This is a genomic window from Streptomyces sp. NBC_00582 (assembly GCF_036345155.1).
Classification (GTDB): domain Bacteria; phylum Actinomycetota; class Actinomycetes; order Streptomycetales; family Streptomycetaceae; genus Streptomyces.
Genome location: NZ_CP107772.1, coordinates 3,300,150 through 3,323,624 on the forward strand (window position 1 = coordinate 3,300,150; position 23,475 = coordinate 3,323,624).

Here is a 23,475-nt window from a genome sequence, read left to right on the forward strand (position 1 = left end):
ATGGCACGGCACCGGAGGCACGGACGGCGGCCTGGGCGTCCCGATGCCATGACGTGATCAGGCTGTAACCGGTCGTTCCACCAACGCCATCGCGAGCTCCGGAAGTTTGGTGAGATCCGCCGCAGCCCCACTCAACCAGTGCACCCGCGGATCGCGCCTGAACCACGAATCCTGACGGCGCGCGAAGCGTTTGGTGGCACGGACGGTCTCGGCCCGCGCCTCGGCGTCCGTGCACGCGCCGGCCAGGGCGGCGAGGATCTGCTGGTAGCCGAGCGCGCGCGACGCCGTACGCCCCTCGCGCAGGCCCTGCGCCTCCAGTGCGCGCACCTCGTCGACGAGCCCGGCGTCCCACATGCGGTCGACACGGCGGGCGATGCGCTCGTCGAGTTCGGGGCGTGCCACGTCGACGCCGATCTGGATCGTGTCGTAGACCGAGTCGTGGCCGGGAAGGTTGGCGGTGAAGGGCCGGCCGGTGATCTCGATGACCTCCAGGGCGCGGACGATACGGCGGCCGTTGCCGGGCAGGATCGCCTGGGCGGCCTCGGGGTCGGCGGCGGCCAGCCGGGCGTGCAGGGCGCCGGAGCCGCGCAGGGTGAGCTCCTCCTCGAGGCGGGCGCGGACCACGGGGTCGGTGCCGGGGAACTCCAGGTTGTCGACGGCGCCGCGGACGTACAGCCCGGAGCCGCCGACGAGGATCGGCCAGCGGCCCTCGGCGAGCAGGGCGTCGATCCGGGCCCGCGCCAGCTTCTGGTACTCGGCGACGGAGGCGGTGACGGTGACGTCCCAGACGTCCAGGAGGTGGTGCGGTACCCCGGCGCGTTCCTCGGGGGTCAGCTTGGCGGTGCCGATGTCCATCCCTCGGTACAGCTGCATGGAGTCGGCGTTGACGACCTCGCCGCCGAGTCGCTGGGCCAGGAAGACGCCCAGATCGGACTTTCCGGCCGCGGTCGGTCCGACGACGGCGATGACGCGGGGGGTGGGGGCTGCGCTGCTCACCGCACCAGTCTCCCAAACGCCGGGGGCGTGGACGCCGTCGCCCCGGGGCGGGATTTCGCCCACACGAGTACCGTATGGAGTTGATATGGGTGTTTTTGACACGTTCGGATCCTCAGAGCGGACCCGCGCACGACGAACCCGCGACGGAAGGTGGCCCATGGGTCTCCTGGACAACCTGAAGGCCCGGCTCGGCCCGGCCAAGGACAAGGTCTCGCACCTCGCGCACCAGCACGGGGACAAGGTCACGCACGGTCTCGACAAGGCGGCGAAGGTCGTCGACGACAAGACCAAGGGCAAGTACACCGACCGGATCCACACGGGTACCGACAAGGCCAAGGGCGCCATGGACCGGCTCGCGCACAAGGACGAGCCGCCGGCGGGCGGCGGCGACACGTTCACACCGCCGCGCACGCCTCCGCCGGCCTCCTGACCGTCCGGGTGCGTGCTAGGACCAGGCCGCGACCACGTACCCCACGCCGTACGGCGCGTCCTCGTACAGCAGTGAGCCGCTCAGCCCGGCGTTCTCGGCGGCGCCCGCCAGAACCTGCCAGGAGGTGCGGCCCGCGGCTTTCAGCTCGTGGGCGAGCCCCGCGTCGAGCGCCTTGATCGCCTCCACGTCCGCCGCGCCCAGCGCGCGGGCGACCGCCGCGTCGAAGGGCGCGGCGCGCTCGTCGAGGTAGCCGGGCGCCTTCAGGGTGCGGCAGGCGCTCCCGTCGCCCATGACGAGCAGCGCGACCCGGTCCGCCCGCGCGCCGAGTCCCCGGCCGGTCTCGACGCACCGCTCGACGGGGAGCGGTTCGCCGACGCCCAGGCCCTCGACGGGTGCCGCCGACCAGCCGGCCCGCTCCAGCAGCCAGGCGGCGACGGCGAGCGAGACCGGCAGCTCGCGTGCGGACGGGGCGTCCACACCCGCCCGGCCCAGCCGTACGGCCACCTCCACCCCGAAGCCGCGGAACGAGCCGTGGGCGCCCTCGGGGTGCGGACCGCGCCCGGCCTCGTCGGCGGGTCCTACGACGACGAGCCGGTCCGGGCGGGCGGCCGTCAGCACGGCCAGCGCGTCGGAACAGGCGGCACGCGCCGCGTCCAGCTCGGACGCGGCACCCGCGGCGACCTCGGGCACCAGCAGCGGCGGACAGGGGCAGACGGCAGCGGCGACAAGCATGATCGGCAGCGTAACCCCGCGGGTACGCCGGCGGTCAGTCACCGGCGCGGGCAAAAGCACGTCGGCGAGACCGGCCGATGCCTCCGGTGCGGCCCGGCCGGGTGTCGACGGCCACGCCGAGGAGACCGGCCGCGGCCGCCGGAACGGCCCGGGGCAGAGCGGGCCGCGATGAGTACGCCGTCCGGCTCGGCGCGGACCACCGGTGGGGCCGGAGGAGCCGTCGGGCGCCCCGGCCACGCCACCCCCGCGTCACCGAGCGGTCAGTCGCAGCCGCAGCCGCTTCCCGTGGCCACCGGCAGGGGGGCCGGGGCGCCGATCTTCGGGAGGCCCAGCATGACGCCGGTCTGCTGGGTGGCCTTCTCGGTGGTGCGCTTCTCCCAGGCGTCCCCCGCGCGCGTGCGGCGTACGTCGAGGACGGGGCCCTCGGCGAGGAGGTGGTGCGGGGCGGCGTAGGTGATCTCCACCGTGACGACGTCGCCGGGGCGGACCTCCTGGTCCGGCTTGGTGAAGTGGACCAGGCGGTTGTCGGGGGCGCGGCCGGAGAGGCGGTGGGTGGCGCCGTCCTTGCGGCCCTCGCCCTCGGCGACCATCAGCTCCAGGGTGCGGCCGACCTGCTTCTTGTTCTCCTCCCAGGAGATCTCCTCCTGGAGGGCGACGAGACGCTCGTAGCGCGCCTGGACGACCTCCTTGGGGATCTGGTTCTCCATGGTCGCGGCCGGGGTGCCGGGGCGCTTGGAGTACTGGAAGGTGAAGGCCTGCGAGAAGCGCGCCTCACGGACGACGTGCAGGGTCTGCTCGAAGTCCTCCTCGGTCTCGCCGGGGAAGCCCACGATGATGTCGGTGGTGATCGCCGCGTGCGGGATCGCGGCCCGCACCTTCTCGATGATCCCGAGGTAGCGCTCCTGCCGGTAGGAGCGGCGCATGGCCTTCAGGACCGGGTCGGAGCCGGACTGGAGCGGCATGTGGAGCTGGGGCATGACGTTCGGGGTCTCGGCCATGGCCGCGATGACGTCGTCGGTGAAGTCGCGGGGGTGGGGCGAGGTGAAGCGGACGCGCTCCAGGCCCTCGATCTTCCCGCAGGCGCGCAGCAGCTTGCTGAACGCCTCTCGGTCGCCGATGTCGGAGCCGTACGCGTTGACGTTCTGGCCGAGCAGGGTGATCTCGGAGACGCCCTCGCCGACCAGGGCCTCGATCTCGGCGAGGATGTCGCCGGTGCGGCGGTCCTTCTCCTTGCCGCGCAGGGCCGGGACGATGCAGAACGTGCAGGTGTTGTTGCAGCCGACGGAGATCGACACCCAGGCCGCGTAGGCGCTCTCGCGGCGCGTCGGCAGCGTGGAGGGGAAGGCCTCCAGGGACTCGGCGATCTCGACCTGGGCCTCTTCCTGCACGCGCGCGCGTTCCAGCAGGACGGGGAGCTTGCCGATGTTGTGCGTGCCGAAGACGACGTCCACCCAGGGCGCCTTCTTCACGATGGTGTCCTGGTCCTTCTGCGCGAGGCAGCCGCCGACCGCGATCTGCATGCCGGGGCGGGAGGCCTTCTTCGGCGCGAGGCGGCCGAGGTTGCCGTACAGCCGGTTGTCGGCGTTCTCGCGGACCGCGCAGGTGTTGAAGACGACGACGTCCGCGTCCCCGTCGGAGCCCTCGGGGGCGCGCACGTAACCGGCCTCTTCGAGCAGCCCGGACAACCGCTCGCTGTCGTGGACGTTCATCTGGCACCCGTAGGTGCGGATTTCATAGCTCTTGGGTGCGGGAACGTCCAATGCGAGGCTCCGGTCGCTGCTGCTGGTCATGCCTCAAGGGTAGGTGCTCGCGCGCGAGCCCCGGCCCGGCCCTCGCACCGTCGCTTCGCCGCCGCTCAGGTCTCGATCACGGCGTCGCAGTCGGGGCAGACCAGGGACGCGTGTTCCGGTGGGTACCAGCGTGCTCCCTCGTGCTCGGCGGGCTGCCGGCGGGCCCGCACCATGGCGAAGGTGTCCTTGCCGCACAGGGTGCGGGGCCCGGTGGTCCCCGGTGTCCCGGGGGCGGCGGGTGCCGCGTGCACCGTGCGGACCTGCGGTTCGGCGCCACCGGGTGCGGCCGCCGGGTTGTCGATCTCGTAGACGACGATCTCACTCATGTCCGTCTCATCCATGCCCGTGTCACCCATGCCCGTCTCACTCATGCCGGTCCCCCTCATGCCGCTCATGTCTGTGCCGGTTGCTCGATGAGGGAGAGCACATTGCCCGCCGGGTCGGTGAACCACGCGATCAGCGGGCCGCCGCCGCGGAAGATGCCCTTGTCGTCGGCCGGGAGGTGGTCGTAGCGCTCGAAGCGCACGCCCCGGCCGGTCAGCTCGTCCACCGCCGCCTCGATGTCGTCGACGGGGAAGTTGAGGATCGTGAAGGTCGCCGGGGTGTGGTCGGGCTTGGGGTAGACCAGGATGTCCCGGTCGCCCGCGATGTGCAGGGTCAGCAGCCCGTTCTCCTCGGAGACCCGCAGGCCGAGCGTCTCGGCGTAGAACTTCCTGGCCGCGTCGAGGTCGTCCACCGAGAAGCCGCTGAACGCCTTCGTCGTACCGAACATGATCGCCTCCCAGGCGTGGTCACTGCTGTTCAGATCCCGGCAGCCTCCGGGAACTCGCCGCCCGCCCCGTCCTCCGCGACGCGCACGACCGCGAGCGTGATGTTGTCCGGGCCGCCCGCGGCGATGGCCGACTTCCACAGTTCGAAGGCGGCGCGGACGTCGTCGTACTCCCGCATGACCTCCTCGAGCGTCTCGTCCGGCACGGCGTCGCTGAGCCCGTCGGTGCAGACGAGGTACCGCTCGCCGGGTGTCAGGGGCACGGCGGTCACATGGGGGTGCACGGGGCGGTGGGTGAGGGAGCCGCCGAGGCACTGGGTGACGAGGGAGGTGGTGCGCAGGCCCGGTGCGAGCGGCGGGCTGTCGTCCACGCTCACCCGGCGCAGTACGTCCCGGGAGGCCGCGTAGACCCGGCTGTCGCCCACGTTGAACACGAGCGCCGAGCCGGGCCGTACCACGACTCCGGCGATCGTCGTCCCCATGCCGGCGAGTTCGCCCTCCGGCCCGTCGGCGGCCTCGTACACGGCCCGGTTGCAGGCGCTCAGGGCGTCGCGTACGGCGTCCTCGTCGGTCAGCAGGGCGCCCACGGCCGCGATGCGGCGGGCGACCAGGGCGCTGGCCACGTCGCCGCCGGGATGCCCGCCGAGCCCGTCGGCGACGGCGGCCACGAGGGGCGTGCCGAGTGGGAACACCAGGGTCTGCGGGTTCTCGGTGACGGTGGCGCACAGCGTCCACGGCCCTATGACGAGGCTGTCCTCGTTGCGTTCACGGAGCAGCCCGGGGTGGCTGAGCGCGCTGACGGCGACGTGCGGCATGGACGTCACCCTCGGCTTCGGTCGCCGTTGCCGGTCGTGCCGGTCATGTCTCCAGCGTAGGCGGCCTGCGGGAGGATTCCACCGGTCGCCCGGGTCAGACGGCGGGGCCCCGGCACGCCCGGGAGCGCATCAGGGGCTGGATGCGGGTGCCGAAGTTCTCCAGTCCCGCCAGGAAGTCGTCGAAGACGAGCATGATCCCCTTGGTGCCGGGCACCCCGGCGATCTCGTCGAGCATCCCGGCGACGGTCTCGTAGGAGCCGACCAGCGTGCCCATGTTGAAGTTGACCGCGCCCTCGGGGAGCACGATGGTGCGGGCGGTGGAGGACGCGTCGGCGGTGGTGTCGGTGGCCGACTCCCCCGCCATGTACGCCAGCGCCGCGTGGTCGGCGTAGTCGTGGTAGTCCCGCCACGTGGCGCGGGCGGCCTCGTCGGTCTCGTCGGCGATCACCATGAACAGCGAGAGCGCCCCGACGTCCCGGCCCGTCTCCCGTACCGCGTCCGCCAGCGCGGCGGTGGTGTCCGCGAACGCGAGCGGGGTGTTGACGCCGCTGCCCAGGACGAAGTTGTAGTCGGCGTGTTCGGCGGCGAACCGCATGCCGGTGCCGCTCTGTCCGGCGGCGACGATGTCGATGTGCCCGTGCGCCGGCCGCGGGGACAGCACGCAGTCGTCCATCTCGTAGAACGCGCCCTTGAAGTTGCTGACGCCCTCGCTCCAGAGCTCCTTCATGACGGTGACGTACTCGGCGGCCCGCGCGTACCGGTTGCCGAAGTGCTCGTCGCCGGGCCAGGCGCCCATCTGCGCGTACTCGCCGGGCGCCCAGCCGGTGACGATGTTGACGCCGAAGCGGCCGGGGGCGATGGAGTCGACCGTGACCGCCATGCGCGCGACGATGGCGGGCGGCAGGGCGAGGATCGGGGTGGAGGCGTACAGCCTGATCCGTTCCGTCACCGCGGCCAGCCCCGCCATCAGCGTGAACGACTCCAGGCAGTGGTCCCAGAACTCCGTCTCACCGCCGAAGCCCTTGAGTTTGATCATGGACAGGGCGAAGTCGAGACCGTGCTCCTCGGCCTTCTGCACGATCGCCTTGTTGAGTTCGAACGTCGGCAGGTACTGGGGGGCGCTCTTGGAGATGAGCCAGCCGTTGTTGCCGATGGGGATGAAGACACCGATGTCCATGGACCACATTTGATCAACCGGGCTCGTTTTTTAGGTCGTTGAACCGTGAAACTGGCAGGAAACCGCCGGTGAGAATGTGTGAAAGGGGTTTCGTTCGAGAACGGGAACGATAGGTTCCCTGCATGAACGCACGGCTCGCTCTGCTCAGCACTGTGGCCCCCGGTGTCACGGAGAGCGAGGTGTTCCGGCTTGCCCTGCAGCACGCGATGGGCGAACTGGGCGCGCTCGGCGCGGCGATGCATCTGCGGGGTCCGATGTCGGCCCTGCGTCTGGTCTCGGCCGCGGGGCTTCCGCCCGCCCTCACGCGCGCGTGGGAGATCGTCGACCAGGAAGGGCCGTCGGCTCCCGCACGGGCGCTCCAGAAGAACGACAGCGTCTGGGTGGCGCGACCGGCGCCCGAGGCCCTCTGGCCCGGCACCGGACTGGCAGCCCTCCCCGTGTTCAGCGGAGGGCGCAGCATAGGCGCGATGACCGTGCTGGCCGGTGAGCGCGGCGAACCCACGCCGGAGCACTGGCGGTTCCTGCGGGCCGTGGTCGCCTGGACCGAGGACCGCATGGCCCAGGCGCCCCGCCCGGCCGGGCCCGCGCACACGGAGCTGAGCGGGGAGCGGCTGCGGCAGGCGCTGAAGGAGGTCCGGGTCGGTTCGTGGGACTGGGACATCCGCAGCGGCGATCTGATCTGGGACGAGGCGGCGCTGGAGCTGTACGGGACCCGGCCGGCCGACTTCACCGGGAAGATCGACAACTGGATGCGGATCGTGCACCCCGACGACCTGGCGCCCACGCTGGCGGCGGCGCAGCGGGCGATCCTCGACCGGTCCGTCTACGAGGCCGAGTACCGGGTACGGCGCCTGGACGGCACGTACGGCTGGACGCAGGCGCGTGGCAGGGCCACGTACGACGAGCGGGGCGAGCCGCTGCGGATGATCGGCGTGGGCTGGGAGAGCGACGAGTCGCGGACCGCCCGTGACACCCTCGGCCGGGCCCTGCGGCACATGAGCGACGGCTTTCTCGCGGTGGACGACGAGTGGCGGATCACCTTCGCGAATCTGGAGGCGGAGCGGTTCCTGGGCTTCTCGGAGGAGGAACTGTTCGGACGGCTGCTGTGGGATCTGCCCGCCGCCCGCCAGGTGCCCGATCTGGAGGCCCGGTGCCGGGCGGCGGCGGCCGAGGAGAAGCCGGCCGGGTTCGACGTCCGGGTGCCGGCCTGCGGCTGCCGCTACCACCTGCGGCTGGTGCCGGGGCCCGACGGGCGCACCCTGTACTTCACCGACGTCACGGAGAACCGGCGTCTGGCGGAGAAGCAGCGGGCGGAGAAGCAGCAGGCGGACGAGCGGTCGGCGCGGATCGCGGAGCTCACCGCGGAGCTCGCGAAGGCCACCACCTCGCAGGACGTGGTGGACGCGGTGGCCCGGCGGGTGCTGCCACCGTTCGCGGCCGCCGGGGTCCTGGTGCAGGTGACGGAGGAGGAGCGGCTGCACTACGTCGGGGCCGTCGGCTACCCGGACGACTTCCTGCACCTCATCGACGGCCGGGGCCGGTTGGCCGGCGATCCCGCCTGGGACGCGATCGGCTCGGGCACGCCCCTGTTCTTCTCCTCGCCGCAGGAGCTGACCGCCCACTCGCCCTGGCTGGCCGGACTGCCGGAGCGTGCGGGCAAGCAGGCGTGGGCCTTCCTGCCGCTGACCGCGTCGGGGCACACGTTCGGGGTGTGTGTCGTGGCGTTCGACCGGCCGCGGCTGCTCACGTCCGAGGAGCGCGCCCTGCTCTCCACGATCAGCGCCCTCGTGGCGCAGTCGCTGGAACGGGCCCGGCTCTACGACGCCGAGTACACCCGTTCCCGTGAGCTCCAGCGCAGTCTGCTCCCGCAGGCGCTGCCCGAGCTGCCCGCGTGCACGGCGGCCGCCCGCTATCTGCCGGCCGGGCCGGGCGCGGACGTGGGCGGCGACTGGTACGACATCATCCCGCTGTCCGGCGGGCAGGTCGCGCTCGTCGTCGGTGACGTCATGGGCCACGGGCTGCCGGAGGCGGCCACCATGGGCCGGCTGCGCACCGCCGTCCACACGCTGGCCGACCTCGAACTGCCGCCCGGCGAGATCATGGGCCATCTCAACGACATCGTCGGCGCCATGGGCGAGGGGTCGTACGCCACCTGCCTGTACGCGCTCTACGACTCCACCACCCGGGTCTGCTCCCTGGTCCGCGCCGGGCATCCGCCACCGGCGCTGGTGCGTCCCGACGGGACCGTGTACTTCCCGGAGCCGGACGCCGACCCGCCGCTGGGCGCGGCCGAACCGCCGTTCGAGACGGTCGAGCTGGAGGTCCCGGAGGGCAGTCTGCTCGTGCTGTACACCGACGGTCTGGTCGAGTCGGCGAAGCGGGACATCGACGAGGGGACGGCGGAGCTGGCCCGGCTGCTGAGCGCGGCCCATGCGCGCGGCGCGCTCGACACCGCCGCAGACCTTGAACGTCTGTGCGACTCGCTGACGGCCGCTCTGCTGCCCGCCGAACAGCAGGCCGCCGACGACGCGGCCTTACTGGTCGCGCGGCTGCATGCGCTGCCCGTCGAACGGGTCGTCTCCTGGCCGCTGCCCGACGACCCGAGAGCGGCCGGGCAGGCCCGTCGGCATGTGCGCGAGCAGCTCGCCCTGTGGGACCTGGAGCAGCTCACCGCCACCGCGGAGCTGCTGGTCAGCGAGCTCGTGGGCAATGTCGTCCGCCATGCCCGGGGCCCGGTCCGGCTGCGGCTGCTGTACGGCGCCGAGCTGATCTGCGAGGTCTACGACGGCAGCCAGACCATGCCCCGCATCCGCCGGGCCTCCGAGACCGACGAGGGCGGCCGGGGGCTCCAGCTGATCACGGCGCTGTCCGGGCGGTGGGGGGCGCGCTACACGCCCACCGGCAAGTGCTTATGGACCGAGCAGCCGTTGCCCGGGCCGGACGGCGGGGCGGAGCCGGACGGCGATCCGGAGCCGATGTTCCCGAACGCGGCCGGCTTCGAGGAGGGCGAGGACTGGAGCGCGCTGCTGTGACGGCCTCGGAACGGCTCAGGGGTCGATGAGACCGGCGCGGATGGCGTAACGGGTCAGCTCCAGCCGGTCGCGCATGCCGAGTTTCTGCAGGAGGTTGGCGCGGTGCCGCTCCACGGTCTTGGCGCTGATGTGGAGCAGGGCGCCGATCTCCCGTGAGGTGTGGCCCTCGGCGACCAGTTTGAGGATCTCCTCCTCGCGCTCGGTGATCGGCCGCTCCGGCAGTCCCTCGACGCCGGCCCCGCGGTGGAGCCGCTCCAGGTACGAGCGGACGAGGGCCCGTTCGGCACCGGGGTAGATGAACGGTTCGTCGCGTACGACGGCCCGGCAGGCCTCGACGAGGTCGCGGTCGGCGACGGACTTCAGGACGTAACCGCCCGCCCCCGCCTTGAGGGCCTCGAAGAAGTACTGCTCGTTGTCGTACATGGTGAGGATCAGGATGCGCAGGGCGGGCAGCCGGCGGGACAGCTCACGGGCCGCCTGCAGCCCGGTCATCCGGGGCATGGCCACGTCCAGGACGGCCAGGTCGATGTCCCCGGCCCGCGCCCGCTCGACCGCCTCGGCCCCGTCCCCGGCCTCGGCCACGACCCGCAGATCCGGTTCCCCGTCCAGGATGAGGCGCACACCGCGGCGGACGAGGGTGTGATCGTCGGCGAGCAGGACCCGGACCGGCGGCCTGCCCGGGGGCACCGAGGGGCCGGGGGTCATCGGCCTGCTCCGGGGGCGCCCACGGCAGCCGCGGTCGGGCCGTCGTCACCCGTCGGGGGCCCCGCCGACACCCTGAGCCGTACGTCCGTCCCCGGACCGGCATCGGAGGCAGCGCTGGGCGAGACCACGGACAGCGTCGCTCCTATCAGCAGCGCCCGTTCCCGCATCCCCGTGATCCCGGCTCCCTGCCCGGCCGCCGTGCCGAGCCCTCTGCCGTTGTCCCGTACGAGCAGTTCGACGCCGCCGTCCAGGGGGCGCAGCCGGAGTTCGGCGCGGTCGGCCGCGGCGTGCCGCGCGGTGTTGGTGAGGGCTTCCTGGGCGACGCGGTAGAGCACGAGTTCCGTCTCCTCGGTCAGCGCGGGCAGGCCGGCACCCAGGTCGTGACGCACGGTCAGTCCATGGGTGGTGAACTCGGCCGCGAGGGAGCGCAGGGCGCTGTGCAGGCCGAGTTCGTCGAGCACGCCGGGGCGCAGCCGGCGCGCGATGTGCCGGATCTCCTCCAGGCCGGCGCGGGTGGCCTCCTGGGCCTGGCCCAGCTCCTCGCGCAGGTCCTCGGGCGCCCGGTCGGCGACCCGCTTGAGCTGGAGCAGGACGGCGGTGAGGGTCTGGCCGACCTCGTCGTGCAGTTCGCGCGCGATGCGGTGGCGTTCGCGCTCCTGGGCGGACAGCGCACGGCCCGCGCTGGCGGCGCGTTCCGCCTCCAGCCGGTCGAGCATCGCGTTGTACGTGGTGATCAGCTCCGCCGCCTCGACCGGCCCGGAGACCGCGGCACGGGCCCCGGGCCGCAGCAGGTCGGCGTCGGCCATGGCCCGGCCCAGCCGTCCGAGCGGGGCCAGCCCCACCCGCAGCACCAGGACGTTGACGGCCAGGAGCACGGCCAGCCCGCCGAGGACGACGAGCGCCTCGCCGGGCAGGACCGGGGTGGAGACGGTGACCGGGCCCAGCAGCAGCGCGGCGGCCACGGTCAGACCGACGGCGTTGAGCGTGAAGATCCGCACGAACAACGACATGCCCGCAGCCCCTCCTCTCCCGTCGCTCACCCGGAGCACAGCCGTGACCAGCCTCTCCTTGCTCCGCCGTCCCCGTCCATCCGTGACAACACCCATGTCGCCACCGTACGGGCGGATGGCAGCATGACCGCGACCGGCGACGGTCCGTGGCCGTCCGTGATCGACCAGCAAGGGGAAGAAACGTGTCTGCTCCACGCCTCCGCACGACACCGCTGCCAGGCATCGGCGTCCGGTACGACCTGGTGACACGAGAGCAGCGCCATCTGTCCGTGGTGGCCCACCGCGACGGCACCCGCACCGTCGGCGTGTACCGCGCCGACGACCCGGACTCCTGCGCGCAGTCGCTGCGGCTGACCGGGGCGGAGGCCGCTTCGCTGATCGACGCGCTGATGCCGTCCCACCACAGCCCGAGCCTGCTGTACACCAGTGATCTGGGCCTGGTCGCCGAGCGCATCGAGGTCGCGGCGGCCTCCCGCTGGAACGGGCGGCTGCTGGGCGACACCCGGATGCGCACGCAGACGGGCGCGTCGATCGTGGCGGTGCTGCGGCGCGCCGAGGCGATCCCGTCCCCGGCGCCGGACTTCCGGCTGGCGGGGGGCGACACCCTCATCGTGATCGGCACCCGCGAGGGCGTGGACGCGGCCGCGGCGACACTCGGGCGGGAGTGATCGAGTGCACTCCGCTGTCCTGCTGATCGAGTTCGGTTCCATCATCCTGGCGCTCGGGCTGCTCGGCCGGTTCGCCGCACGGTTCTCGTTCTCGCCGATACCGCTGTATCTGCTGGCCGGGCTGGCCTTCGGCGAGGGCGGGCTGCTGCCGCTGGGCGCGAGCGAGGAGTTCGTCGCCACCGGCGCCGAGATCGGCGTCATCCTGCTGCTGCTGATGCTGGGCCTCGAGTACACGGCGAGCGATCTGGTCTCCAACCTGAAGTCGCACTATCCGTCGGGCCTGGTCGACTGCGCCCTCAATGCGCTGCCGGGCGCGGTGATGGCCCTGCTGCTGGGCTGGGGCCCGGTGGCGGCGGTCGTGCTGGCGGGCGTCACCTGGATCTCGTCGTCCGGGGTGATCGCGAAGGTGCTGAACGACCTGGGCCGGGTCGGCAACCGCGAGACCCCGGTCATCCTGAGCGTGCTGGTCCTCGAAGACCTGGCGATGGCGGTCTATCTCCCCATCGTCACGGCGCTGGTGGCCGGGGCGGGGCTGGCTGCGGGCAGCCTCACCCTGGCCGTCGCGCTGGGGGTCGCGGGGCTCGTCCTGTTCGCGGCGGTGCGCTACGGCCGGGTCATCTCCCGGTTCGTCTCCAGCGACGACCCGGAGAAGCTGCTGCTCGTGGTGCTGGGGCTGACCATCCTGGTCGCCGGTGTGGCCCAGCAGTTGCAGGTGTCGGCGGCGGTGGGCGCGTTCCTCGTGGGCATCGCGCTGTCCGGGGAGGCCGCGGAGGGCGCGCACACCCTGCTCAGCCCGCTGCGGGACCTGTTCGCGGCGATCTTCTTCGTCTTCTTCGGGCTGCACACCGACCCGGCGAGCATCCCTCCCGTCCTCCTGCCCGCGCTGGCGCTGGCCGTCGTCACCGCCGCGACGAAGATCGCGACCGGTTACTGGGCGGCGCGGCGCGCGGGCATCTCCGTCAAGGGCCGCTGGCGGGCGGGCGGTGCCCTGGTCGCCCGCGGCGAGTTCTCCATCGTCATCGCCGGTCTCGCGGTCACCGCCGGGATCGAGCCGTCCCTGGGCCCGCTCGCGACGGCGTACGTGCTGCTCCTGGTGGTCCTCGGCCCGCTCACCGCGCGCTACACGGAACCGCTCGCCCTGTGGCGGACCCGCCGCCGGGCGCCCCGGGAGGACACGGCGGAGCGGCAACCCGAGTCCCTGGCCCGACCTCAGGCACCGGTGGGCGACTGAGGCGGCAGCTCCCGGACCCCGGCTTCACGCCTCCCCCGCGGGGTCGCGTTCCTCCGGAGAGCGCGTGCTTCCTCCTTCCGCGTGGCCCACGTCACAGCGCACGATGGCCGAATCCTGGACCAGCGGTGGGACACCCATGGCATGCTCATGGCTTATTACCGGCCAGTAGGCACTCGGTGTCCCACCGTGCCCGGCCGATCCCCCCTCTCACCCCCCATCCCCAGGACTGACCTTGCGCAGACGCCTGAGGCACTCCCGTGCCCTCATGCCCGCCTTAGCCGCATCCGCCCTCCTCTTCGCCGCGGGCTGCTCCTCCGCCCCGTCACCGACCGCGTCCCCCTCCTCCACGGCCGGCCCGCACTCCGTCGCCCCGGACACCGCCGCCGACCACTCGCTCGCGGTGGCCGCCGCTCCGGCGGGCACGGCGGCCGCCTCGGCCAACCCCGCCAGGTCCGGCGGCAAGGCCCACCGGACCGGGCTGAGCGTCGCCTCGTACGACAGCCGTACCCGACGGGCCGTCATCTCCTCGAACGACGGCACGGGCGGCTCGAGTTCCCCCGGTGCCTCACCCTCGGGCCCGGCCTCCCCGAGCGCCTCCCCCAGCGCCTCGACGGCCCCTCGGCAGCACACCGCCGTCGGTGACGTCATCGCCAGCGCGCCCGCGCCGGGCGCACCGCAGGGGCTCCTCGCCAAGGTCACGAAGGTGCTCGGCGAGACGGACGAGGGCACGGAGGTGCAGACCGAACCGGCCCGGCTCAACGCCCTGCTCGGGGACGACACCGCCCGGGGCAGCGTGCCGGTCGACCCGGCCGCCTTCGACGTCGACAAGCTGCTGCCCGACGTCGACGTCTCCTGGACGAGCACGGGCGAGGTGCACGTCGGCCCGGAGGGCGCGACCGTCCCCCTCGGCAGCCTGCGGCTCGACGTCCGCGCGGAACTCCCCACCGTGACCAACGGTTCCGCCGCCGCGGACGCCTCCGTCGAGGGATTCGTCCAGGTCGCCCCGCAGGTCGACTTCCGCTACGGCGGCGAGGGCGCCGACTCCGCACCCGCCTCGGCCTATCTCGGCGTGTCCGGGGACTGGACCTCCGGTTGGGCGCTGAAGGGGCAGGCCAAGGCGTCCACGACCGCGGCACGGATCCCCTTCGCCAAGCTGCACGCCGACCCGGTCATCCAGGTCGGCCCCGTCCCCGTCGTCGTCAACCTCGAACTGACCTGCTACGTCCAGATCACGGGTGACGGCAGGATCACCGTCGACGTGGAGCAGAGCCTCGAGGGCGACTTCAAGGCCGGCGGCACCTTCGGCCTCACCCAGGGCTGGACGCCGGTCAGCTCCTCCGACATGACCAGCACGCCGGTACGCACCTCCGTCACCACCGCCGGAAGCGTCAAGGCGGCCCTCGGCGCGGAGGCGAGCGTCGGCCTGTACGGGAGTGTCGGCGTCGTCGCCGACCTGGCGCCCTACGTCCGCGGCGAGGGCACCGGCACGGTCACCGGCACCGACGACGACTTCGAGGCCCACGGCACCTGGGCGCTGTACGGCGGGGTCGACCTCACCGGCACCCTGCGGCTCCAGCTGACCATCTTCGGCACCCCGGTGTTCACCAAGGACATCCCCCTGGGCGCGCTCCACCGGGAGTGGAGGCTGGCGGGCAGCGCCGCCTCCTAGTACCCCGTTCCGCCAGGTCATGTCCGCACCATCCCGTCGTCCGCCCGCGGGGCAGACGGGACCTTGCGGACACGGCCTAGTTGTGCTGACCGGACAGGTTGGTGACACGGCTGGCTGGGGGGTGGCCGCCGATGCCGGTGTGGGGTCGGTGGTAGTTGTACCAGTGCAGCCAGTCGGGAAACGCTGCCTGACGTTCGCTGTCTGACATGTAGGGCCGCGTGTAGGCCCATTCCTCGAGCAGGGTGCGGTGGAAGCGTTCGACCTTGCCGTTCGTCTGCGGCCGCCAGGGCCTCGTCCAGCGGGGACTGATCCCCAGGTCGAGGCAGGTGTCACGCCAGGTGTTCTTGGTGTAGGCCCAGGCGTTGTCGGTCAGGACCCGTTCGACGGTGATCCCTTGCTGCGCGAACCAGGCGGTGGCGCGGGTGAGGAAGGCGGCGCAGGTCGGGGCGGTCTCGTCGGGCAGGTCTTCGGTGTAGGCCAGGCGGGAGTGGTCGTCCAGGGCGGTGTGCAGGTAGGCGTAGCCGGTCCCGGTGCGGTTGCGTCGGCCTTCGGCGCGGCCCTGGGTGCGGTGCCCGCCGCCGTCGGGAATCCGCCCCAGCTTCTTGACGTCGATGTGGACCAGTTCGCCGGGCCGTGCACGCTCGTAACGGCGGACGGGTTCGCCGGTGGCCCGGTCGACGGCGGCCAGGACGGGCAGGCCGTGCCGGCGCAGGATGCGATGGGCGGTGGAGGCGGCGACGCCGGTGCGGGCGGCCAGCCGCAGTGGGCCGATACGGTGCTCGCGCCGCAGCCGCACGACCCGTTCTTCCACCGCCGCCGGTGTCCGGTGCGGTTGACGGTGCGGGCGGCTGGAGCGGTCCCGCATCCCCGCCTCGCCGTGCTGCCGGTAGCGGCTCGCCCAGCGTGCGGCGGTGGTGTGACTGACCTGGAAGCGTTCCGCGGCCCGGCGCAGCGGCCAGCCGTCGTCCACGACACACCGGGCCAGACGGAGCCTGCCGGTCGGCGTCAGCGGCGCATTACGGTGGGACACGAGGGCCTCCTGAGCGTTGGTGCAGATGTCGCGATCCACACCGAACCCGGAAGGCCCTCACCTGTTCAAGCACCCAGCACGCGTGTCACCAACGTCCCGGGACAACACACCCCTAGTCGCCGGTCGCCGCGCCGCCGGGTATCCAGCCCTGGCGGCGCAGCACCGCCGAGACGTCCGGCGCCTCGTAGTGCTCCCCCTTGAGGACCTTGCCGTCGGCCCGGCGGGCGACCTGGCCGTCGGGGCCCAGCTTGCTCATGTTGGCGCGGTGGATCTCGGCGATCACCGCGTCGAGGTCGATCCCGTGCACCAGCGCGGTGCCGTACGCCACGTAGACGACGTCGGCCAGTTCATGCGCCAGCCGGTCCAGGGGACCGCTCACCGACACCTCGGCGACCTCCGCCGCCTCCTCGGCGAGCAGCTCACCGCGGTGCGCGGCCAGGCCGGGCGACACCTCCGTGGGCGTGCTGCGCGCGTCGAGCCCGAAGGCACGGTGGAACTCACGGACCAGGTCCGCGGGCGAGGAAATGCTCATGCCCCCGACTGTAACGACCCCCACTGACAGCGGACCGACCACCGGGACGATCACCGGACCGACCACCGGTGAACCCCGCCCTGGTCAGCCGCGCGCGACGGCTGGCAGGATCGGGGCATGTCCAAGGTGTTCTCCCAGATCGGCAGAGGTCGGGCCCTGCAGGGCGCGGCGGCCGGGGTCGTGGTGCTCGGGCTGCTGCTGTGGTGGCTGCTGCCGCTGGGCGAGGATCCGCCGAGCGGGACGATCACGTTCAGCACGGGCACCCCCCGTGGCGTCTACCAGGAGTACGGCACCTGGCTGCGCGACGAGCTCGCCAAGGACATGCCCGGTCTCCACGTGATCCTGGAGTCCAGCAACGGCTCTCAGGACAACGTCGAGCGCGTGGCGAAGGGCGAAGCGGACTTCACCATCGCGGCGGCGGACGCGGTGCAGTCCTACGAGTCGCGGAACCCCTCCGCTGCGGCCCGGCTGCGCGGGGTGGCCCGGCTCTACGACGACTACGTCCAGCTCCTGGTGCCCCGCGACTCGGACGTCCGCTCCGTCGCCGACCTGAAGGGGAAGACGGTGGCGACCGGCCTGCCCGGCTCGGGGGTGCGACTGATAGCCAACCGGGTGCTCGAGGCCGCGGGACTGGACCCGCAGAAGGACGTCACGGCGGTGGACAAGGGCATCAACAACGGCCCCCAGGCGCTGCGGCAGGGAACCATCGACGCGTTCTTCTGGTCGGGCGGCATCCCGACGGGCGGTCTGACGGACCTGGCGAAGACCTTCGCCTTCCGGTTCGTGCCGATCGACGCCACCCTGGTCGCCAAGATGCACAGCCAGGACAGTTCCACGAGCTACTACCGCACCACGAACATGTCCGAGTCGGTGTACCGGAGCGTCCAGAACGGCGAGACGGTCCCGACGATCGCCGTGTCCAATGTGATGATCACCCGGACGGACATGGATCCACGGCTCACCGAATGGATGACCCGGGTCGTGATCAAGAGCCGTGACGAGATCGGCGCCCGCGTCCACTCCGCGCAACTCGTCGACCTGCGCACGGCGATCGACACCAACCCGCTCCCCTTGCACGAGGGCGCCCGGCGCTACTACCGCTCGGTCAAGCCGTAGGCCGTGACCTGGGCACCGACACCGTCACTTTGAGCCCGTTCGGCTCGTGATGGTCGCAGGAGAGCGAACCGCCGCCCGCCGCGAGCAGGGTGCGGGTGATGGACAGGCCGAGCCCCGAGCCCTTGATGTTCTGGTGGCGGCCGCTGCGCCAGAAACGGTCGCCCACGCGCGTGAGTTCCTCGTCGGTGAGGCCGGGGCCGTGGTCGGCGACCACGACGGTGGAGGTCTCGCCGTCGGCCGCGACCGTCACCTCGACGCTCTCCCCCTCCGGAGTGAACTTCACCGCGTTGTCGATCACCGCGTCCAGCGCGCTGGACAGCGTGACGGGGTCGGCCCAGGCCGTGGTGGCCGGGCAGTCGCCCACCAGCCGTACGCCCTTGGCCTCGGCCGTGGGGGCCCAGGCGGCGACGCGCTCGGCGGTCAGCGCGCCGATGTCGGTGACCCTCAGATCGGCCTCGGTGTGCTCGGCCAGCGCGAGATCGAGCAGGTCGTCCAGCACCTGAGCCAGGCGCTTGCCCTCGCTCTGGACGGAGGCGATCTCCTCGTTGCCCTCCGGGAGTTCGTACGCGAGCAGTTCGATGCGCAGCAGCAGCGCGGCGAGCGGGTTGCGCAACTGGTGCGAGGCGTCGGCGACGAAGGCGCGCTGCTGCTCCAGCACGTCCTCGACGTTGTCGGCCATCTCGTTGAACGCCCCGGCCAGTCGCCTGAGTTCCGGCGGGCCGCTCGCCACCGCCACCCTGGACTTCAGCCGGCCGCTCGCGATCGCGTGCGTGGTGATGTCCAGGACCCGCACCGGTTTGAGGACCCAGCCGGTGAGCCGCAGCGCGGCGCCGATGGCCAGCAGCATCGCGGCCACCTCGCCCGCGCCGATGACCAGCCAGCCGTGCAGGATCCGTGACCGCATCGGCCCGGTGGGCGAGTCGGTGACGACGACCGCCACCACGTCCCCGTCCCGGATGACCGGCGACGCCACCACGAGACGGCTGCGCTGCCAGGGCCACACCTGCCGGGGGTCGTGGCTGCGCCGGCTGAGCAGGGCCTCGGCATACGCCTCCCGCACCTCACCCTCCTGGGGGAGACGCAGACTCCTGGGCGCACTGGCCAGGGGGGTACCTCTGGTGGAGAAGACACCGGCACGGATGTCGTAGACGTCGTGGTAGCTGTCGAGCTCGCGTTCGAGTGTCAGCAGCCGCTCGTCCTTGGACGCGGAGGCGCTCTCGTCCGTGCCCGAGGCGAGGGTGACGAACTGGGCGAGCGCGGCGAAACGAGCGGTGTCGTCGATCCGGTCGACGACCACCTTCTGCTGCTGTCCTCCGGCCACGCTGACGGCCAGCGGCACCCCCAGGGCGAGCAGCACGGCCGCCATCAGGACGATGAGCAGCGGCAGCAGACGAGTGCGCAACGGTCCCCGCTACCCGGCCGGGGCGACGAGCCGGTAGCCGACGCCGCGTACGGTCTCGATCAGGGCGGGCATGCGCAGCTTGGCGCGCAGTGAGGCCACGTGCACCTCCAGGGTGCGTCCGGTCCCCTCCCAGCTCGTGCGCCATACCTCGCTGATGATCTGTTCCCGCCGGAACACGACCCCCGGCCGCTGGGCGAGCAGGGCGAGCAGATCGAACTCCTTGCGGGTGAGCTGGACGACCGTGCCGTCGACCGTGACACGTCGCGTGGGCAGTTCGATCTGCACGGCGCCGAGCCGCAGCGCGTCCTCGCCGCCCGCGCCGGCTTCCTCGTGGACGGTGCGCCGGCTGACGGCGTGGATGCGGGCGAGCAGCTCTCCGGTGTCGTACGGCTTCACCACGTAGTCGTCGGCGCCCAGGTTGAGGCCGTGGATGCGGGAGCGCACGTCGGAACGGGCCGTCACCATGATCACGGGGGTGGCGGTGCGCTTGCGGATCTTTCCGCAGACCTCGTAGCCGTCCTGGTCGGGCAGGCCGAGGTCGAGCAGGACGACCCCGAAGCCGGGGCCTTCGGGAACGAGCGCCTGGAGCGCCTCCTCGCCGTTGCGGGCGTGCGTGACGTCGAAACCGTGCCGCTTGAGGACCGCGGACAGTGCGGCGGCGACATGGTTGTCGTCCTCGACGAGGAGCAGTCTCATCCCGGCCCCCTCCGATTCATCGGCCGTTTGGTCTGTTTGGGTATAAAACGCGAGCCGCACGCGCGTGCGCACCATGCAGTCACGCTGATGGACGAGGACGCCGTCAAGTGGGTTCCGGTTGCGCGGGACTTCCGTTATCCGCCCGATACGCGCGCAGGTCACAAGTGCTACAACACGTGTCCGATTGCTATCGGATCGTGATGCTCAGATTCCCCTCAGATGTAATGACGCTGGTCGCGGCCGGTTACTACTGTCCTCCGAAACCGACGTGGACGGAGCCTGAGAGCGATGACCGAAGTATCGGTGACCAAGCAAGACGCGGTCCCGCCCGGCGGCGATCTCGTCGTCCTGAGCAGCGTCAACAAGCACTTCGGCGCGTTGCACGTGCTCCAGGACATCGATCTGACGATCACCCGCGGTGAGGTCGTCGTGGTCATCGGGCCCTCCGGGTCCGGGAAGTCGACCCTGTGCCGCACCATCAACCGCCTCGAGACGATCGACGGCGGCACCATCACGATCGACGGGAAGCCGCTGCCCCAGGAGGGCAAGGAGCTGGCCCGGCTGCGCGCCGACGTCGGCATGGTCTTCCAGTCGTTCAATCTGTTCGCGCACAAGACCGTGCTCGAGAACGTGATGCTGGGCCAGATCAAGGTCCGCAAGGCAGACAAGAAGCAGGCCGAGGACAAGGCCCGCGCCCTGCTGGACCGCGTCGGAGTGGGTACTCAGGCCGACAAGTACCCCGCCCAGCTCTCGGGCGGTCAGCAGCAGCGCGTCGCCATCGCCCGGGCACTGGCCATGGACCCGAAGGTCATGCTCTTCGACGAGCCGACCTCGGCCCTCGACCCGGAGATGATCAACGAGGTCCTCGAGGTCATGCAGCAGCTCGCCCGGGAGGGCATGACCATGATCGTCGTCACCCACGAGATGGGCTTCGCACGATCGGCCGCGAACCGTGTGGTCTTCATGGCCGACGGCCGGATCGTCGAGGAGGCCGCGCCCGACCAGTTCTTCAGCAACCCGCGCAGTGACCGTGCCAAGGACTTCCTGTCGAAGATCCTGCACCACTGAATCGCCGGATCCGCACCGCCCTCAGCCCTTCATTCATTACTCCCCAAGGAAGTAGCCATGAAGCTTCGCAAGGTCACCGCCGCCTCGGCCGCCGTTCTCGCGCTCGCGCTGTCCGCCACCGCGTGCGGCGGTGACAGCAAGGACGAGGGCAGCAGCAGCTCCAGCGGGGGCGGCGGCGGCACGATCAAGATCGGCATCAAGTACGACCAGCCCGGTCTCGGCCTGAAGAAGCCCGACGGATCCTTCGCCGGCTTCGACGTGGACGTGGCCACCTACGTCGCCAAGCAGCTCGGCTACGCGCCGGACAAGATCGAGTTCGTCGAGACCAAGAGCGCCGACCGCGAGAACGCCCTCGCGCGCGGTGACGTCAAGTTCATCGCCGCGACCTACTCGATCACGGACGAGCGCAAGCAGAAGGTCGACTTCGCCGGCCCGTACCTGCTGGCCCACCAGGACCTGCTGGTCAAGGCGGACTCGGACATCTCCAAGGGTACGGACCTCAACGGCAAGAACCTGTGTTCCGTGACCGGGTCGACCTCGGCGCAGAACGTGCAGAAGACGATCGCGCCGAAGGCCAACCTGAAGGAGGTCAGCGGCTACTCGGAGTGCATCTCCGGTCTCCAGAGCGGCGCCGTGGACGCGGTGACCACCGACGACTCGATCCTCGCCGGCTTCGCCGCCCAGGACCAGTACAAGGGCAAGTTCAAGCTCGCGGGCCTGAAGCTCAGCAACGAGAACTACGGCATCGGCGTCAAGAAGGGCGACACCGCGACCGTCGACAAGATCAACAAGGCGCTGGAGCAGATGGTCAGCGACGGCTCCTGGCAGAAGGCGGTCGACGCCAACTTCGGCCCGGCGAACTACAAGAACGAGCCAGCCCCGAAGATCGGCGTGATCGTCCCGAACGCCGGCTAGTCACCGCCCGGCCCAGCGGGTCCCTGCAGCGCGCCGCCGCCGTCGCGATCACGGCGGCGGCGTGCCCTGCCCTCCACATACGCCACCCACCCGGAAGCGCGGGAGATCGTGTTCGACTTTCTTGAAGGTTACGACGTCCTCGGGGCGTTCTGGATGACGGTGAAGCTCACCGCCCTCTCCGCCGTGGGCTCCCTGGTCTGGGGCACCCTGCTGGCCGCGATGCGGGTCAGCCCGGTCCCGCTGATGCGCGGATTCGGAACCGCCTACGTCAACATCGTCCGGAACATCCCTCTGACGGTCATCATCCTCTTCTGCTCGCTCGGCCTGGCCGATGTCTTCGGCGTCACCATGGGCTCACACGACTTCAAGATCCAGGGCTTCCGGCTGGCGGTGCTCGGCCTGATCGCGTACACGGCGGCCTTCGTCTGCGAGGCGCTGCGCTCCGGCATCAACACGGTGCCACTCGGCCAGGCGGAGGCGGCCCGGGCCATCGGGCTCAGCTTCAGCCAGACCCTGCGGCTGATCATCCTGCCCCAGGCCTTCCGGGCGGTCATCGGCCCGCTGGCCAACGTGCTGATCGCCCTGACCAAGAACACCACGGTGGCGGCCGCCATCGGCGTCGCCGAGGCCGCCTACCTGATGAAGACGATGATCGAGAACGAGGCGCAGACGCTGCTCATCGGCGCGGTCTTCGCGTTCGGGTTCGTGGTTCTGACCCTGCCGACCGGCCTGATCCTGGGCTGGCTGGGCAAGCGACTGGCGGTGAAGCGATGAGCTCGGTCCTGTACGACACCCCCGGCCCCCGCGCCAAGCGGCGCAACCTCCTGCTCTCGGTGGTCTTCTCCGCCCTCGTCATCCTGCTCCTGTGGTGGGTATGGCTGAAGATGGACGAGAAGGACCTCCTGACGTCCGCCCAGTGGAAGCCGTTCACGGAGTCCGAGGCATGGACGACGTATCTGATCCCCGGCCTCCTCGACACGCTGAAGGCCGCGGCGCTCGCCATGGTGATCGCCCTTCCGCTGGGCGCGGTCTTCGGCATCTCCCGCCTGTCCGACCACCGCTGGGTGCGGATCGTGTCCGGCACGGTGGTGGAGTTCTTCCGGGCCATCCCGGTGCTGCTGCTGATGCTCTTCGCCAACGAGTTCTACGCCCGCTCCACCGACGTCACCAGCGAGGACCGGCCGCTCTACGCCGTCGTCACGGGCCTGGTCCTCTACAACGCGGCGGTCCTCGCCGAGGTCGTGCGGGCCGGCATCCTTGCCCTGCCGAAGGGCCAGACGGAGGCGGCGTACGCCATCGGTCTGCGCAAGGGGCAGACGATGAGCAGCATCCTGCTGCCGCAGGCGGTCACGGCGATGCTCCCGGCCATCGTCAGCCAGCTGGTGGTCATCGTGAAGGACACCGCGCTCGGCGGTGTGATGATCGGCTTCACCGAACTGCTCAACACGCGAGGCACCCTGGCGGCCAACTACGCCAACCCGATCCCGAGCTTCATCGTGGTCGCGGCCATGTTCATCGTGCTCAACTTCATCCTGACCAGCTTCGCGAGCTGGCTGGAAGGCCGTCTGCGGCGCAGCAAGCGCGGCACGGGCGCGGTGCTCGCCACCGACAAGGTCGACGACCTGAACGCGGCCGAGGTCGGCGGCAGCTACGGCACCGGCGCCGGTGGGGCGAGCTTCTGACGCATACTCA

The 23,475-nt window shown here is 71.4% G+C and carries 23 protein-coding genes; 10 read left to right on the plus strand and 13 right to left on the minus strand.

Translation table 11 applies throughout. The features are described 5' to 3' along the window. Positions 1-57: 57 nt before the first annotated feature. Entirely contained in the window at positions 58-996 is a 939-nt protein-coding gene (miaA, locus tag OG852_RS14190; RefSeq protein WP_133914010.1) for a tRNA (adenosine(37)-N6)-dimethylallyltransferase MiaA, read from the minus strand. A 157-nt stretch (positions 997-1,153) separates the two neighbouring features. Between miaA and OG852_RS14195 the strand changes: the two genes are divergently transcribed. After that, positions 1,154-1,426, plus strand: a complete 273-nt coding sequence (locus tag OG852_RS14195; RefSeq protein WP_133914009.1) for an antitoxin — start codon at positions 1,154-1,156, stop codon at positions 1,424-1,426. A gap of 15 nt (positions 1,427-1,441) precedes the next feature. On the opposite strand, the gene OG852_RS14200 is transcribed toward OG852_RS14195, so the two are convergent. The 6 genes from OG852_RS14200 to rutA form a co-directional block, all read right to left on the minus strand. Then, the gene (locus OG852_RS14200) at positions 1,442-2,158 is read right to left on the minus strand and encodes a class III extradiol dioxygenase subunit B-like domain-containing protein (RefSeq protein WP_330348108.1); all 717 of its coding nucleotides are present in this window, start codon (positions 2,156-2,158) and stop codon (positions 1,442-1,444) included. Positions 2,159-2,418: 260 nt separating this feature from the next. After that, on the minus strand, positions 2,419-3,948 hold the full coding sequence (gene miaB, locus OG852_RS14205; protein ID WP_330348109.1) for a tRNA (N6-isopentenyl adenosine(37)-C2)-methylthiotransferase MiaB: 1,530 nt from the start codon (positions 3,946-3,948) through the stop codon (positions 2,419-2,421). Positions 3,949-4,013: 65 nt separating this feature from the next. Next, positions 4,014-4,319: a hypothetical protein gene (locus tag OG852_RS14210; protein ID WP_330348110.1), complete on the minus strand. Its 306-nt coding sequence runs from the start codon at positions 4,317-4,319 to the stop codon at positions 4,014-4,016. Between the two features lie 20 nt (positions 4,320-4,339). Continuing rightward, positions 4,340-4,720 carry a VOC family protein gene (locus OG852_RS14215; protein ID WP_133914007.1) on the minus strand — a complete coding sequence of 127 codons (381 nt, stop codon included), beginning with the start codon at positions 4,718-4,720 and terminating at the stop codon, positions 4,340-4,342. 29 nt (positions 4,721-4,749) lie between these two features. Then, positions 4,750-5,532: a PP2C family protein-serine/threonine phosphatase gene (locus OG852_RS14220; protein WP_330348111.1), complete on the minus strand. Its 783-nt coding sequence runs from the start codon at positions 5,530-5,532 to the stop codon at positions 4,750-4,752. 94 nt (positions 5,533-5,626) lie between these two features. Then, positions 5,627-6,709, minus strand: coding sequence for a pyrimidine utilization protein A (gene rutA / locus OG852_RS14225; RefSeq protein ID WP_330348112.1), 1,083 nt, complete (start codon positions 6,707-6,709; stop codon positions 5,627-5,629). Between the two features lie 122 nt (positions 6,710-6,831). Between rutA and OG852_RS14230 the strand changes: the two genes are divergently transcribed. Beyond that, a complete protein-coding gene (locus OG852_RS14230) occupies positions 6,832-9,741 on the plus strand; it encodes a SpoIIE family protein phosphatase (RefSeq protein ID WP_330348113.1) in 2,910 nt (969 codons plus the stop codon). 15 nt (positions 9,742-9,756) lie between these two features. On the opposite strand, the gene OG852_RS14235 is transcribed toward OG852_RS14230, so the two are convergent. Beyond that, positions 9,757-10,446 (minus strand): response regulator, encoded by a 690-nt coding sequence (locus OG852_RS14235; RefSeq protein ID WP_133914003.1) that lies wholly within the window; start codon positions 10,444-10,446, stop codon positions 9,757-9,759. Next, positions 10,443-11,456 carry a sensor histidine kinase gene (locus OG852_RS14240; RefSeq protein WP_330348114.1) on the minus strand — a complete coding sequence of 338 codons (1,014 nt, stop codon included), beginning with the start codon at positions 11,454-11,456 and terminating at the stop codon, positions 10,443-10,445. The genes OG852_RS14235 and OG852_RS14240 overlap by 4 nt, the downstream gene beginning before the upstream one ends. A 182-nt stretch (positions 11,457-11,638) precedes the next feature. Here OG852_RS14240 and OG852_RS14245 point away from each other — a divergent pair, with 182 nt between their 5' ends. The 3 genes from OG852_RS14245 (at position 11,639) to OG852_RS14255 (ending at position 15,024) form a co-directional block, all read left to right on the plus strand. Beyond that, complete coding sequence (locus tag OG852_RS14245; RefSeq protein WP_133914001.1) at positions 11,639-12,124, plus strand: cation:proton antiporter regulatory subunit; 486 nt, start codon at positions 11,639-11,641, stop codon at positions 12,122-12,124. Positions 12,125-12,128: 4 nt separating this feature from the next. Beyond that, on the plus strand, positions 12,129-13,355 hold the full coding sequence (locus tag OG852_RS14250) for a cation:proton antiporter (RefSeq protein ID WP_330348115.1): 1,227 nt from the start codon (positions 12,129-12,131) through the stop codon (positions 13,353-13,355). A 265-nt stretch (positions 13,356-13,620) separates the two neighbouring features. Further along, on the plus strand, positions 13,621-15,024 hold the full coding sequence (locus OG852_RS14255; RefSeq protein WP_330348116.1) for a hypothetical protein: 1,404 nt from the start codon (positions 13,621-13,623) through the stop codon (positions 15,022-15,024). Between the two features lie 76 nt (positions 15,025-15,100). Here the strand turns inward: OG852_RS14255 and OG852_RS14260 are convergent, their stop codons facing one another. Both OG852_RS14260 and OG852_RS14265 read right to left on the minus strand, forming a co-directional pair. Further along, positions 15,101-16,054: an IS481 family transposase gene (locus tag OG852_RS14260; protein ID WP_330348117.1), complete on the minus strand. Its 954-nt coding sequence runs from the start codon at positions 16,052-16,054 to the stop codon at positions 15,101-15,103. Positions 16,055-16,166: 112 nt separating this feature from the next. Next, entirely contained in the window at positions 16,167-16,586 is a 420-nt protein-coding gene (locus OG852_RS14265) for a MazG nucleotide pyrophosphohydrolase domain-containing protein (protein ID WP_133913998.1), read from the minus strand. Between the two features lie 117 nt (positions 16,587-16,703). Between OG852_RS14265 and OG852_RS14270 the strand changes: the two genes are divergently transcribed. Beyond that, on the plus strand, positions 16,704-17,702 hold the full coding sequence (locus OG852_RS14270) for a TAXI family TRAP transporter solute-binding subunit (RefSeq protein WP_133913997.1): 999 nt from the start codon (positions 16,704-16,706) through the stop codon (positions 17,700-17,702). On the opposite strand, the gene OG852_RS14275 is transcribed toward OG852_RS14270, so the two are convergent. Together OG852_RS14275 and OG852_RS14280 are read right to left on the minus strand one after the other, a co-directional pair. Further along, positions 17,692-19,104, minus strand: a complete 1,413-nt coding sequence (locus OG852_RS14275; protein WP_133913996.1) for a sensor histidine kinase — start codon at positions 19,102-19,104, stop codon at positions 17,692-17,694. The two genes, OG852_RS14270 and OG852_RS14275, sit on opposite strands and share 11 nt — an antisense overlap. A gap of 9 nt (positions 19,105-19,113) precedes the next feature. Continuing rightward, the gene (locus tag OG852_RS14280) at positions 19,114-19,800 is read right to left on the minus strand and encodes a response regulator transcription factor (RefSeq protein WP_133913995.1); all 687 of its coding nucleotides are present in this window, start codon (positions 19,798-19,800) and stop codon (positions 19,114-19,116) included. Positions 19,801-20,088: 288 nt separating this feature from the next. Between OG852_RS14280 and OG852_RS14285 the strand changes: the two genes are divergently transcribed. The 4 genes from OG852_RS14285 to OG852_RS14300 all read left to right on the plus strand — a co-directional run bounded on the left by OG852_RS14285 (position 20,089) and on the right by OG852_RS14300 (position 23,465). Further along, positions 20,089-20,868 carry an amino acid ABC transporter ATP-binding protein gene (locus tag OG852_RS14285; protein ID WP_133913994.1) on the plus strand — a complete coding sequence of 260 codons (780 nt, stop codon included), beginning with the start codon at positions 20,089-20,091 and terminating at the stop codon, positions 20,866-20,868. A gap of 57 nt (positions 20,869-20,925) precedes the next feature. After that, positions 20,926-21,783 (plus strand): glutamate ABC transporter substrate-binding protein, encoded by an 858-nt coding sequence (locus OG852_RS14290; protein WP_133913993.1) that lies wholly within the window; start codon positions 20,926-20,928, stop codon positions 21,781-21,783. A 108-nt stretch (positions 21,784-21,891) separates the two neighbouring features. Next, on the plus strand, positions 21,892-22,557 hold the full coding sequence (locus tag OG852_RS14295) for an amino acid ABC transporter permease (RefSeq protein ID WP_133913992.1): 666 nt from the start codon (positions 21,892-21,894) through the stop codon (positions 22,555-22,557). Then, positions 22,554-23,465: an amino acid ABC transporter permease gene (locus OG852_RS14300; protein WP_330348118.1), complete on the plus strand. Its 912-nt coding sequence runs from the start codon at positions 22,554-22,556 to the stop codon at positions 23,463-23,465. Before OG852_RS14295 ends, OG852_RS14300 begins: the two co-directional genes overlap by 4 nt. Positions 23,466-23,475 lie beyond the last annotated feature (10 nt).